Origin of the sequence: Rouxiella sp. T17, assembly GCF_036663475.1 — a bacterium.
Lineage (GTDB): Bacteria > Pseudomonadota > Gammaproteobacteria > Enterobacterales > Enterobacteriaceae > Rouxiella.
The window spans coordinates 71,687-84,656 of sequence record NZ_JAWUEA010000007.1 but is presented as its reverse complement, the minus strand read 5'-3'; the positions used below and the strand labels follow the sequence as shown (position 1 = coordinate 84,656).

Below are 12,970 nucleotides of genomic sequence, written 5' to 3'. Positions count from 1 at the left end.
CAGATTAACGCTGGTTTACCTGGTCGTAGATGCCGCCGTTGGCAAAGTGATCTTTCTGCGCGGCGGTCCAGCCACCAGCAACCTGCTGAACGGTATAGAGTTTCAGCTGAGGGAACTGCGAAGCAAACTGCTTGGCAACCGCAGGGTCGCGCGGACGATAGTAGTTACGCGCAGCGACTGTCTGGCCTTCCGGCGTATAAAGGTATTTCAAGTAGGCGTCGGCCACGTCGCGCGTTCCGCGCTTGTCGACCACTTTATCAACCACGGAAACGCTTGGTTCGGCCAGAATCGATTCGCTTGGATAGACCACTTCAAACTTGCCTTTGCCCAGCTTCTGGTCAGCCAGAATCGCGTCGTTTTCCCATGAAATCAGCACGTCGCCGATGCCACGTTCAACGAAAGTATTGGTTGCGCCACGCGCGCCAGAGTCCTGAACTTCCACATTTTTAAACAACGCTTTCAGATACTCTTTGGCTTTCGCCTGATCGTTGTTGTTGTGATGCAACGCGTAACCCCAAGCGGCCAGATAGTTCCAGCGCGCGCCGCCCGAAGATTTCGGGTTCGGCGTAATTACGGAAACGCCCGGCTTGATCAGGTCATTCCAATCGTGAATGCCTTTTGGATTGCCTTTGCGCACCAGGAACACGATGGTTGAGGTGTAAGGCGCGGAGTTGTCCGGCAGGCGGGCTTCCCAATCTTTATTGATGCGGCCGCGTTCAGCGATGGCATCAACGTCGGACTGCAACGCCAGCGTCACTACGTCGGCATCGATGCCGTTAATCACGGAGGTTGCCTGAGAGCCGGAACCGCCGTGCGACTGGCGAATCGTCACGTTGTCGCCGGTTTTTGCCAGCCAGTATTTACTGAAGACTTTATTATAATCCTGATAAAGTTCGCGCGTTGGGTCATAGGAAACGTTCAAAATCTGGATATCTTTTGCCATTGCACCGGCGGTGACCAACAGTAATGCCAGCCCTACTCCCAATTTACGCATCGCACTTCTCCCAGAAATTATTCTAAATAAGATGAATTCGTGTTTGGATTGATTCATAGAATCAGTGGGATAAAGCGTGCCAGAGAACACGGCAACAATTAAAGACTAAAAAATTTCTTTCTATTCCATTTCGAAATATACGGATTTTGGTCAAAAAAAAGCCTCCACTAATGAAGGCTTTATGTTTTCAAAATGAAAGTTTGTCTAAGTCATTCGGGGCGAATTAGTAGAGCTTTTTCGCGGTTTCCCACATTTCAGTTTTAAACGGACGCTTCATGTTTTCGATGGCGTCAATAATATCGTGGTGGACCAGCTTTTCATTCTGCACGCCGACGCAGCGACCGCCGTAGCCCTGAAGCAGCAATTCAATGGAGTACGCGCCCATGCGTGAAGCCAGAATTCGGTCGAAGGCGCAAGGCGCACCGCCGCGCTGAATATGGCCCAACACGGTCGGACGGGTTTCGCGACGGGTTTCGGTTTCGATGTGACGTGCTAAATCGCCGATGTCGCAGATGTGTTCGGTAATCGCCACGATGGCGTGCTTTTTGCCTTTGGCGATACCCGCTTTGATCTCTTCAACCAGGTCGTCGCGATTGAACTCGACTTCAGGGATGACGATAAATTCGCAGCCGCCCGCGATGGCCGCAGAGAGGGTCAGGTCGCCGCAGTAACGGCCCATGACTTCGACGATGGAGATTCGCTGATGCGAAGACGAAGTGTCGCGCAGGCGGTCAATCGCTTCAACGACAGTTTCGAGCGCGGTGAAATAACCAATCGTGTAATCGGTGCCCGCAACGTCGTTATCGATGGTGCCCGGCAAGCCGATGCACGGGAAGCCCATTTCAGTCAGGCGCTTGGCGCCCATATAAGAGCCGTCACCGCCGATAACCACCAGCGCATCGATGCCGCGGTTTTTCATGTTTTCGATGGCTTTACCACGCACGGCTTCGTCGCGGAACTCAGGGAAACGCGCCGAGCCTAAAAAGGTGCCGCCACGGTTAATCACATCTGAAACGCTGTAGCGATCGAGCTGCTTCATGCGATCTTCATAAAGTCCAAGGTAGCCGTCGTAGATTCCGAAGACCTCCAGGCCCTCAGTAAGTGCTGCGCGAACAACGCCACGTATCGCCGCATTCATGCCGGGGGCGTCGCCACCACTTGTCAGTACACCGATTTTCTTGATCATGACTACCTCTGAACTTTTAGATGCAATTTCTTAAGAATTCTTGAGCAGACCCGCTCTACCGGAGCCATCAGGTCAGATTTTCCGGTTGGTCGTCTGAATGCTCAAATCATATAACAAAATGCTTAAACTGAATTGATTCAGGTCACCTGTCATCGTTAATTCAGCTTTGTTCAACGCTTTAATTTTTCAGTCCCCGATTATACAAGGGGAGCGTGACAAACCTTAGATGAGTTTTTAAGTTCTTTGAGAAACACCGAGTTTTGTCACTCTTTGCGCCGCAATGGTTAAGGATAGCATTGTTCGCTATGACATCTGACTGATAATGCAACAAATCCGTTACATTTAATGGGGCGATGTTTTTATCTGAATGTCTGACGGAAGAAAAAAGCCCCACCTTTCGGTGGGGAAGACAGGGATGGTGTCTATGGCAAGGAAAAGAGTGGTGCTTTTGGTGCAGACTGCTGGGGATACCGGTTTAACTCTATTTACTTACGATCTAAGGCTTAACTGACCTTAAGGCGAAACCTGCTGAACAGAAGGCTGTACGCCGGAAATCTGCGAGGCTAATTGCTGCATCCGCTGCTGATGCTTCTGGTTCAACACCTCTTTCTGCTGAGGCGTGAGAAGGTTAAACATCAGGTTCCGAATACGGGCCATTTCTACCTGTCGGTCTACCTGCTCCTGAGCGATTTTTTCCGCCTGAGCGCGGACGGCGGCCTGATCAAAATTCTTGGCGGTCACTAGGTCGTGCATGGTTTCCATCTGCTGCAAATTAATCTGCGGCGAGTCTTTTCGAGCCTGATGCATGAGGTCGCGCATTTGCTGGCGTTGCTGTTCGGTTAAATTAATTCCATCGAACATAGTGTTACGTCTATCCAACATATTGCCATCATGAGCTAAAGTATCTGCAGGCATCGGTTTTGTGCTGTCGGCTAAGGCTACACTTGAACTAAGTGACAGCATTGAGGCCATAACCATTGCAGCTACCTTACACATCACGAACTCCTATAATTTTTTCGCATTACGCGAATCATTGAAAAGCAGTCTAACCCTGGAGCTGCAAACTAGCGTCAGTGCTTGTAAAACTACGTAAAGTCATGGAATAGCGGCAATTGATGACGTATTTTGCGTCTAGAGGTAATTACAATGAATAAGATTTTGTTAGTTGATGACGATCGTGAACTGACTTCACTTTTGAAAGAACTGTTAGAGATTGAAGGCTTTAGCGTGGTGGTTGCCTACGACGGCGAACAGGCGCTCGAAAAACTGGACAACAGCATCGGCCTGTTGCTGCTCGACGTGATGATGCCAAAGAAAAATGGCATCGAGACGCTCAAAGAATTACGCCAGCGTCACCAGACGCCGGTGATTATGCTCACAGCGCGCGGCAGCGAGCTGGATAAAGTGCTGGGTCTCGAACTTGGCGCTGACGACTATTTGCCAAAACCGTTTAACGACCGCGAGCTGGTTGCCCGTATTCGCGCCATGCTGCGCCGTTCTAACTGGAGCGAGCAGCAGCAAAACGGCGGTGAAACCACCAGCTCTCCGACGTTAGAAGTTGACGGTTTACAGCTGAATCCGGGCCGTCAGGAAGCGAGCTTCGCGGGTCAGGCGCTGGATCTCACCGGCACCGAATTCACCCTGCTCTATCTGCTGGCCAAACATTTGGGTCAGGTGGTGTCACGCGAACATCTTAGCCAGGAAGTGCTGGGCAAACGCCTGACGCCTTTCGATCGCGCCATCGACATGCACATTTCCAATCTGCGCCGTAAATTGCCCGATCGCAAAGATGGCCATCCGTGGTTCAAAACGCTGCGTGGCCGCGGCTATCTGATGGTATCTGCTACATGATAAACAGCCTTACCGCGCGTATTTTTGCCATTTTCTGGTTTACCCTCGCGCTGGTTCTTATGCTGGTTTTGATGGTCCCGAAGCTCGACTCACGTCAGCTTACGCCGCTGCTCGACAGTGAGCAGCGTCAGGGACTGATGATTGAACAGCATGTCGAAGCCGAGCTGGCGGGCGATCCGGCCAATGACTTGATGTGGTGGCGCAGGCTGTTTCGCGCGATCGACAAATGGGCACCGCCGGGCCAGCGTCTGCTGCTGGTGACCAGCGAAGGCCGTGTTATTGGCGCGCAGCGCAATGAAATGCAGATCGTGCGTAACTTTATCGGCCAATCCGATAACTCCGACCGACCGAAGAAAAAGAAATATGGCCGCGTCGAGATGGTCGGACCGTTTGCCGTGCGCGACGGTGAAGACAACTATCAGCTTTATTTGATTCGTCCGGCAGGCAGCGCGCAGTCAGATTTCATCAACCTGATGTTTGACCGTCCATTGCTGTTGCTTATCGTCACGATGTTAATCAGCGCCCCGCTGCTGCTTTGGCTGGCCTGGAGCCTCGCCAAACCGGCACGTCAGCTGAAAAACGCCGCCGACGACGTGGCGCGCGGTAATCTCAAGCAGCATCCCGAGCTTGAATCCGGCCCGCAGGAGTTTTTGGCTACCGGCCAGAGCTTTAATCAGATGGTTAGCGCGCTCGAAAGAATGGTCACGGCGCAGCAGCGGCTGATTTCCGATATTTCGCACGAGCTGCGCACGCCGCTGACTCGCCTGCAATTGGCGACCGCGCTGATGCGTCGCCGTCATGGCGAAGGCAAAGAGCTGCAACGCATTGAAATGGAAGCGCAGCGGCTTGATGGCATGATCAACGATTTGCTGGTGCTTTCCCGCAGTCAGCATAAAAACGAGCTGACGCGCGAACATCTCAAGGCCAACGAACTTTGGGCAGATGTCATCGATAATGCACAATTTGAAGCCGAACAGATGGGAAAAACGCTGGAAGTGACTGCACCTCCGGGCGCGTGGAAACTGATTGGCAATCCGAACGCCCTCGACAGCGCACTAGAAAATATCGTCCGTAACGCCCTGCGTTATTCGCATCATCACATTGCGGTTAACTTTACGGCGGATGGCGACGGCATCACCATTATGGTTGATGACGACGGTCCGGGCGTGAGCGAGGAAGATCGCGAGCAGATTTTCCGTCCGTTTTATCGCACCGATGAGGCGCGCGATCGTGAATCGGGCGGCACGGGCCTCGGGCTTGCGATAGTCGAAACGGCGGTGCAGCAGCATCGTGGCTGGGTAAGAGCCGAAAACAGCCCGCTGGGTGGTTTACGGCTGATTATCTGGCTGCCGCTGCAGCAGCGCTAAGATTCTGCTATTCTGCGTCCCTCATGAGACAGAGGGGCGCAGACCGCATGCTTAACATCGTTTTATTCGAACCAGAAATCCCACCTAACACCGGCAATATTATTCGGCTGTGTGCCAATACCGGCTGTCAATTACACCTGATCAAACCGATGGGCTTTGCCTGGGACGACAAACGTCTGCGCCGCGCGGGGCTGGATTATCATGAGTTCACCAACATCAAACATCATGATAACTATGAAGCTTTTCTGGAAAGCGAGAAGCCTGAACGGATTTTTGCGTTGACCACAAAAGGCACGCCCGCGCACAGCGCCGTCTCTTATCGCGACAATGACTATTTAGTGTTTGGCCCTGAAAGCCGTGGCCTGCCGCCAATTATTCTCGACAACCTGCCGCCGCAGCAAAAGATCCGCATTCCGATGCAACCCGACAGCCGCAGCATGAATTTATCGAACGCTGTTTCCGTCGTGGTGTACGAAGCGTGGCGTCAGCTGGGTTATCCGGGCGCGCTGCTCAGGGAATAAAAGCGGGGAAACAGGCAGTAAAAGTAGGAAGTAAAACAGAAACGGCAGGCGATCGCATGCCGTTATACGTTAACGCATCAAATGCCATCGCCGAACTCGAACCCGTGAGCACCGTTGAAGTACTGGTTCATGTCCATCGCCGGTTTTTCGCTTTCAGGACGCCCTACTATTCTGGCCGGCACGCCTGCCGCAGTCACGTGTGGCGGCACAGATTGCAGCACCACGGAATTCGCACCGATTTTTGCGCCTGCGCCCACTTCAATGTTACCCAGAATTTTAGCCCCCGCACCAATCATCACGCCTTCACGGATTTTTGGATGGCGATCGCCCACGGTTTTACCCGTCCCGCCCAGCGTAACCGACTGTAAGATCGAGACGTCGTTTTCAACTACGGCGGTTTCACCGATCACGATACCGGTCGCGTGATCGAGCATGATCCCGCAGCCAATGCGCGCGGCGGGGTGAATATCCACGCCGAAGGTGACGGAAATCTGATTCTGGAAATAGACCGCCAGCGCCTGTCGGTCCTGCTTCCACAGCCAGTTACCGATGCGATAGGCCTGAAGCGCGTGAAAACCTTTCAGGTACAGCAGCGGCGTAGAATATTTGTCGACGGCGGCATCGCGCGAGTGAACGGCGAGAATGTCGCGGGCGGCAGAAAGGGTCATCTGCTCGTCGTTACGATAGGCTTCTTCAACCACTTCACGGATAGCGATAGGCGGCATAATCGGGCTGCCCAGCTTGTTCGCCAAAATGTAGCTCAGCGCGCTGCCCAGATTCTCGTGCTTGAGTAATGTCGCATGGAAAAAGCTCGCCAGCATTGGTTCACACTCAGCCAGCGCGCGCGCTTCTGATTTTATGTTATTCCAGACTAGTTCCAACTCTTCTGACGACATCATTCATCCTTACCGCTTAATTAAATAAAGGTCTGCAACAGAGAATAGCAGGCCAGCCAGCAACACTCACTGGCGGGCAAGTTTTTACAGTTATTTCGTTTTACAACAATCAGCTCGACGCCATAAATCAGCGGCTGCCGGACTCATCTTTGCTGGCGCGTGCCAGCAGGCTGATTGCCGCTTCGCGCGCGTCTTTGCCGTTATACAACACCTGGAAAATCTGTTCGGTAATCGGCATTTCAACGTTGAAACGTTGTGCCAGCGCGCGAACTTCCTTGGTATTGCGATAACCTTCAACCACCTGACCAATTTTGTCTTGAGCGCTCTGCACGTCGAGGCCTTCGCCAAGCATAATACCGAAACGGCGGTTGCGTGACTGATTATCGGTGCAGGTTAACACCAAATCGCCCAACCCTGCCATGCCCATAAACGTTGAAGGCGAAGCGCCTAACGCCGAGCCCAAACGGCTCATTTCGGCCAGTCCACGGGTAATTAATGCTGTTCGCGCGTTGGCACCAAAACCGATGCCGTCTGACATGCCCGCGCCGATAGCGATGACGTTTTTCACCGCGCCGCCGAGCTGCACGCCAATAAAATCGGGATTGCTGTAAACGCGGAAGCTTTTGCCGCAGTGCAGCAATTGCTGGAGATCTTCACCAAACTGCGCATCCGTTGACGCCAGCGCAATCGCCGTCGGCATGCCTGCGGCAAGCTCTTTGGCAAAGGTCGGCCCGGAAACTACCGCCAGCGGAATAGCGTCACCTAACTCTTCGCGTGCGACATCTTGCAACAACCGACCGGTCTCGGCTTCCAGACCTTTGGTCGCCCAGACAATGCGGGCATCGGCGCGCAAAAACGGTTTGATTTGTCGTAGAACATCGCCGAAAACGTGACTCGGCACCACCACCAGCACGTCGCGGCTGGCCGCAATTGCCGTAGCAAGGTCGGTTTCGAGGATCAGCGTATCGGGAAAGGTCACATCGGGAAGGAATGCCTGATTGCAGCGGGCGGCGTCCAGCGCGTGAATATGCGCAGCGTTATGCCCCCACAGCACAACCGGGTGGCCATTTCTGGCAAGGGTAATCGCTAAAGCGGTGCCGTACGAGCCGGCACCGATAACGGTCATTGAAGCATTGACAGTTTTCATCAGGCATCCTGATGTGGCTGTGCACCTTCGGTTTCTGACTGCTGTTGCAGATAATTCATGAACAGAGCGTCAAAGTTAACCGGTGCCAGATTAAGCTGCGGGAAAGTACCGCGTGAAACCAGGCTGGTGATGCACTCACGCGCATAAGGGAACAGAATGTTCGGGCAGTATGCACCCAGACAATGCGCCATCTGCGTACCATCAATGCCTTCGATGGAGAAGATGCCGCCCTGCTGAACTTCACACAGGAATGCCGTCTCGTCACCTACAGACGCGGTTACGGTCACGCGCAGGACAACTTCAAACACGCCTTCAGCCAGCTGGTTGGACGCCGTGTCCAGGTCCAGTTTAATCTCGGGTTCCCACTCTTTCTGGAAAACCTGTGGTGCATTTGGAGCTTCAAAAGAGATGTCTTTGGTGTAGATACGCTGGATCTGGAAAGTCATCTCTGTGTTGTTCTGTTCTGACATGAAAATAGTACCCTTAAGTTAATATAATCCTTTAAAACATCCGCTTTCATGCACGACTGCGCTGTCCTGATCTCTTTGCTGTTCTTTTATCTTTCGCAAAGAACGTAAAGAGACGGAAATTACAGCAGAGCGTCGAGACCACCACGGGCGTCAAGTGCCTGTAAATCGTCGCAGCCACCAATGTGTTTGCCGTCGATAAAGACTTGAGGCACGGTCGTGCGGCCACTGCGCTCGATCATGACTTCACGCTTTGCTGCGTCACCGTCGATGGCAATTTCTTCAAAGGCCGCACCCTTGCTGTTCAGCAGGGCTTTGGCACGATGGCAAAAAGGACAAGTCGCTTTGGTGTACATTTCAATCTTAGCCATAACGCACCTCGGAATCAGTTAGGATAAAGAGTGTTCTTTACTGCTATTTTTGAATCTTGAAGCAAACCGCTATTACGTTAACTTTTTGCTGTAACGTCTCGCTATTACTTTCCGCGCGCCAGTGGCAGATTCTCGCCGCTCCAGCCTGCAATGCCTTCTTTCAGGCTGAATACGCGTTCAAAACCGGCATTAACCAGACCTTCTGCGGCTAAACGCGCAGTCTGGCCGTTGGCACAAACAACAATAACCGGCTGCGCCTTGTGCTTGGCAAGGTCGCCCAGATTGTTGCTTTTAATGTCTGCGCTAAGCACGTTTAGCGAAGTCGAAATATGTCCTTTACGGAACTCTTCACGCGCGCGAACGTCGACAACAACCGCTTCTTCTTTATTGATCAGACGTGTTGCTTCACCGCGGGTAATCTCTTTAACTTTTGAGAAACGTGCTCTAATTGTAGTGAAAATCACGGCAATCAGCAGAGCAACCCACGCCAGGCTTAAAACTGGGTGCGCGCTAACGAATGGCATAATATCTTGCATGGGGTGTAACAACTCCCGACAGTTAGGGGAAATTCAAGGCTCACGAGTATACCCTGCGTCTTACGCAAATACAGCCCGAATGCGCGGCGTATCATCATAAACTGCGGCACATCCCGAAAAAATCAAGGGTAGGCAGACAAATAAAACGGCGGATATTTCGTTTCATTCAATTACCGTTTATTCACTGGCAGGCAGCCTGTAACGCGCTATCTTGAATGATAGTGGCACGATTTTTTGTTTTCGCATCATGTTGTTGATTAGTGTTAGGATAAAAGCCATTAGGGATCAGAAGGTCTATCATTCTGGGACGACAAGCGGAAAAAAGTTTGAGCAAATCTATCTATTTCAGTTTGATGAGAAAAGTTCTTTCCGGTTCGGCACTGCTCGTCTGCGGTGCGTTGCTGGTTCAGCCGCGGTACAGTTTCGCGGATGATAATAAGGACCAACTCAAAAACATTCAGCAAAGCATCGCCGAAAAAGAAAAAAGCGTTAAGGCTCAAAAGCTTCAACGCGGAACTCTGCTCGACCAGCTCCAGTCCCAGGAAAAAATCATCGCCGCCGCCAGCCGCAAGCTGCGCGACAGTCAGCTGACTCTCTCCCGTTTAAACAAAGACATTTCCAGCCTGAACGCCTCTATTGATAAACTGCAAAAACAGCAGCAAAGTCAGGAAGCTATCTTGGCAAAACAGCTCGATGCCGCCTTCAGAATGGGCAAGCAGAGCGGATTACAGCTGATCCTCAGTGGCGAAGAGAGCCAGCGCAGCGAGCGCATTCTGGCCTACTTCAGCTATCTCAATCAGGAACGTCAGCAGAATATCGACGACCTGAAAAAGACCCGCAGCGATCTGGCTTCGCAGCGCGTGACGTTGCAGTCCAAGCAGGTGCAGCAAAAATCTGCGCTTTCAGAGCAGCAAACTCAGCAAAAAAATCTTGAGCAGGCGCGTGGAGCACGTCAGAAGACGCTGACCTCGCTCGAGTCTTCGTTACATAAAGATGAAGCAAGTCTGGTCGAGCTGCGTGCCAACCAGACGCGTCTGCAAGATAAAATTGCCGCCGCCGAACGTGCCGCCCGCGCGCGCGCCGAGAAAGAGGCCCGTGAAGCCGCGGCCGTGAAAGCCAAAGAGCAACAGGCAAAATCCAAAGGTTCAACCTACAAACCTACGCAGAGCGAACAGTCGCTGGTGTCGCGCACGGGCGGTCTTGGCCGTCCAGCCGGACAAGATATCTGGCCGGTGCGCGGCGCGGTACAGCATCGCTTCGGGGAAGAGCTGCAGGGTGAGCTTCGTTATAAAGGTATAGTCATTTCCGCCCGCGAGGGCAGCGATGTCAGAGCCATCGCCGATGGACGCGTGCTGCTGGCAGACTGGTTGCAGGGTTACGGGCTGGTCGTCGTGGTCGATCACGGCAAGGGCGACATGAGCCTGTACGGCTACAACCAGAGCGCACTGGTGAACGTGGGCGATCAGGTGAAAGCCGGTCAGCCTATCGCACAGGTGGGTACCAGCGGTGGACAAGGTCAGCCGTCCCTGTACTTCGAAATCCGTCGGCAGGGTCAGGCCGTTAACCCACAGCCGTGGTTGGGAAGATAACTTTGCGATATAAAAAAAGACGTTTAGCGACGTTATGTGGTGCGCTGGTGTTCACGCTGAACGTTCAGGCCGCCAAACTGGCGATTCTGTTTGATGATTTCGGTTATCGGGCGCAAAACGAAAATCAGGTGCTGAAAATGCCGATCAACGTCTCGGTGGCAATTTTCCCCAATGCGCCTGATTCGCACCAAATGATGGAAAAAGCCCACCAGCAGGGTCGCGAGATCCTGATCCATCTGCCGATGGAGCCTATCAGCAAACAGCCGCTCGAGAAAAACACCCTGACGCCCGACATGAGCGCGCAGGAAGTAAAACGTATTGTGGATCAGGCGATTGCCAATATTCCTTACGCGGTTGGCATTAATAATCATCAGGGCAGCAAGATGACCTCCAGCCTGACCGGCATGCAAAATGTCATTCAGGCGATGGCGCCGCATCGGCTGTTTTTCCTCGACAGCATGACCATCGCGGGCACCAAATCGGTTCAGGCCGCACAGGGCACGTCAGTTAAAGTTATTAAACGTAACGTCTTTTTGGATGACGTGCAGAATGACGCTGAAATTCGCCATCAGTTCCAGCGCGCGGTTGCGTTGGCGCGACGTAACGGTTTCGCCATCGCCATTGGTCACCCGCATCCGAGCACGGTGGCAGTGATTTCACAGGAGCTGGCGAATTTACCTTCGGATATTCAGCTGGTTCGCCCAAGCGATTTGCTGAATGCTCAGGTGAGTCATAACCCGAATCCGGTTCCGATGCCTGCGCCGGTGAAACCGCCAAAACCTGTAAAACCGGCCAAGCCGAAGTTTAAAGGCGTGCTGACCTGCAACGCCAAGCAGCCGATTGCGCCAGTTTACGCGGGTGCGATGTTTAGCGTTATCGGCGAAAGCCTGAGTCAATCGTCGGTGGTTAACTTTATTGAAAGGCAATGGACGGATTGGGGCAACGCGCCTGCTAATCCAAACGCGCCGGTCAGTCCAAACGCGCCTGCTAATCTAAACGCGCCGGTCAGTACAAACGTGCCTACCAGTCCAAAATAACCTTGCCTGACTGGCCGGAACGCATGGCGTCGAAGCCCCGCTGGAAGTCATCGATAGCAAAATGGTGAGTGATCAGCGGGGTGAGATCCAGCCCCGATTGCACCAGCGCCGCCATTTTGTACCAGGTTTCAAACATCTCCCGCCCGTAAATCCCTTTGATAAACAGCCCCTTGAAAATCACCTGATTCCAGTCGATCGACATATCCGCCGGTGGAATGCCTAACAGCGCGATGCGACCGCCGTGATTCATGGCGTTTAACATCGTGCGAAAAGCCGGTGGCGCGCCGGACATCTCCAATCCGACGTCAAAGCCTTCCGTCATGCCTAATTCGCTCATGACATTGGTGAGATTCTGCTTGCTGACGTTTACCGCGCGGGTGACGCCAAATTTGCGCGCCAACTCGAGGCGATACTCGTTCATGTCGGTAATGACCACGTGACGCGCGCCGACGTGGCGGCAAATCGCGGCGGCCATAATGCCTATCGGCCCCGCGCCACAGACCAGCACGTCTTCGCCGACCAAATCAAACGACAGCGCGGTGTGTACGGCGTTGCCCAACGGGTCGAAAATGGCGGCCAAATCGTCGGAAATATTGTCTGGGATTTTAAACGCGTTAAACGCCGGGATCACCAGATACTCGGCAAACGCGCCGGGACGATTGACGCCCACGCCCTGCGTATTGCGGCAAAGATGAGTGCGACCGCCACGGCAGTTTCGACAGTGTCCGCAGGTGATGTGCCCTTCTCCCGACACGCGATCGCCGAGCGCAAACCCTTTGACTTCCTGACCAATTTCAACCACTTCGCCGACATATTCGTGGCCGACCACCATCGGCACGGGAATGGTTTTTTGCGACCATTCGTCCCAGTTATAGATGTGTACATCCGTGCCGCAAATCGCCGTTTTCCGGATTTTTATCAGAATATCGTTGTGTCCGATTTCAGGGCGCGGCGCGTCGGTCATCCAGATGCCCTGTTTTGGAAACAGCTTGGCCAATGCTTTCATAA

The 12,970-nt window shown here is 53.1% G+C and carries 14 protein-coding genes; 5 read left to right on the top strand and 9 right to left on the bottom strand.

All coding sequences use genetic code 11. From position 1 onward, the window contains the following. Nucleotides 1-4: 4 nt before the first annotated feature. From SC206_RS01695 to cpxP, 3 genes are all read right to left on the bottom strand, one after another. Nucleotides 5-994: a sulfate ABC transporter substrate-binding protein gene (locus SC206_RS01695; protein WP_332733552.1), complete on the bottom strand. Its 990-nt coding sequence runs from the start codon at nucleotides 992-994 to the stop codon at nucleotides 5-7. Nucleotides 995-1,217: 223 nt separating this feature from the next. Next, nucleotides 1,218-2,180 carry a 6-phosphofructokinase gene (gene pfkA / locus SC206_RS01690; RefSeq protein WP_332733549.1) on the bottom strand — a complete coding sequence of 321 codons (963 nt, stop codon included), beginning with the start codon at nucleotides 2,178-2,180 and terminating at the stop codon, nucleotides 1,218-1,220. 513 nt (nucleotides 2,181-2,693) lie between these two features. Beyond that, nucleotides 2,694-3,176, bottom strand: a complete 483-nt coding sequence (gene cpxP, locus SC206_RS01685; protein WP_332733547.1) for a cell-envelope stress modulator CpxP — start codon at nucleotides 3,174-3,176, stop codon at nucleotides 2,694-2,696. A 150-nt stretch (nucleotides 3,177-3,326) separates the two neighbouring features. On the opposite strand from cpxP, the gene cpxR reads away from it, so the two are divergent. The 3 genes from cpxR to trmL are packed head-to-tail and all read left to right on the top strand — an operon-like array spanning nucleotide 3,327 to nucleotide 5,919. After that, nucleotides 3,327-4,031, top strand: coding sequence for an envelope stress response regulator transcription factor CpxR (gene cpxR / locus SC206_RS01680; protein WP_332733545.1), 705 nt, complete (start codon nucleotides 3,327-3,329; stop codon nucleotides 4,029-4,031). Beyond that, complete coding sequence (cpxA, locus tag SC206_RS01675; protein WP_332733543.1) at nucleotides 4,028-5,398, top strand: envelope stress sensor histidine kinase CpxA; 1,371 nt, start codon at nucleotides 4,028-4,030, stop codon at nucleotides 5,396-5,398. Before cpxR ends, cpxA begins: the two co-directional genes overlap by 4 nt. A 47-nt stretch (nucleotides 5,399-5,445) precedes the next feature. Further along, entirely contained in the window at nucleotides 5,446-5,919 is a 474-nt protein-coding gene (gene trmL, locus SC206_RS01670; protein ID WP_332733541.1) for a tRNA (uridine(34)/cytosine(34)/5-carboxymethylaminomethyluridine(34)-2'-O)-methyltransferase TrmL, read from the top strand. 77 nt (nucleotides 5,920-5,996) lie between these two features. Here the strand turns inward: trmL and cysE are convergent, their stop codons facing one another. The 5 genes from cysE to SC206_RS01645 form a co-directional block, all read right to left on the bottom strand. Beyond that, entirely contained in the window at nucleotides 5,997-6,815 is an 819-nt protein-coding gene (gene cysE / locus SC206_RS01665; RefSeq protein WP_332733627.1) for a serine O-acetyltransferase, read from the bottom strand. 127 nt (nucleotides 6,816-6,942) lie between these two features. After that, nucleotides 6,943-7,962, bottom strand: a complete 1,020-nt coding sequence (gene gpsA / locus SC206_RS01660) for an NAD(P)H-dependent glycerol-3-phosphate dehydrogenase (protein WP_332733539.1) — start codon at nucleotides 7,960-7,962, stop codon at nucleotides 6,943-6,945. Then, entirely contained in the window at nucleotides 7,962-8,432 is a 471-nt protein-coding gene (gene secB, locus SC206_RS01655) for a protein-export chaperone SecB (protein WP_332733537.1), read from the bottom strand. The genes gpsA and secB overlap by 1 nt, the downstream gene beginning before the upstream one ends. A gap of 119 nt (nucleotides 8,433-8,551) precedes the next feature. Then, complete coding sequence (gene grxC, locus SC206_RS01650) at nucleotides 8,552-8,800, bottom strand: glutaredoxin 3 (protein ID WP_332733535.1); 249 nt, start codon at nucleotides 8,798-8,800, stop codon at nucleotides 8,552-8,554. A gap of 104 nt (nucleotides 8,801-8,904) precedes the next feature. Then, nucleotides 8,905-9,336, bottom strand: a complete 432-nt coding sequence (locus SC206_RS01645) for a rhodanese-like domain-containing protein (RefSeq protein WP_332733533.1) — start codon at nucleotides 9,334-9,336, stop codon at nucleotides 8,905-8,907. Nucleotides 9,337-9,689: 353 nt separating this feature from the next. On the opposite strand from SC206_RS01645, the gene envC reads away from it, so the two are divergent. Together envC and SC206_RS01635 are read left to right on the top strand one after the other, a co-directional pair. Continuing rightward, entirely contained in the window at nucleotides 9,690-10,925 is a 1,236-nt protein-coding gene (gene envC, locus SC206_RS01640) for a murein hydrolase activator EnvC (protein ID WP_442976026.1), read from the top strand. Between the two features lie 2 nt (nucleotides 10,926-10,927). Continuing rightward, nucleotides 10,928-11,962 carry a divergent polysaccharide deacetylase family protein gene (locus SC206_RS01635; protein ID WP_332733531.1) on the top strand — a complete coding sequence of 345 codons (1,035 nt, stop codon included), beginning with the start codon at nucleotides 10,928-10,930 and terminating at the stop codon, nucleotides 11,960-11,962. On the opposite strand, the gene tdh is transcribed toward SC206_RS01635, so the two are convergent. Continuing rightward, the gene (gene tdh / locus SC206_RS01630) at nucleotides 11,946-12,968 is read right to left on the bottom strand and encodes an L-threonine 3-dehydrogenase (protein WP_332733529.1); all 1,023 of its coding nucleotides are present in this window, start codon (nucleotides 12,966-12,968) and stop codon (nucleotides 11,946-11,948) included. The genes SC206_RS01635 and tdh overlap by 17 nt on opposite strands. Between the last annotated feature and the right edge of the window lie 2 nt (nucleotides 12,969-12,970).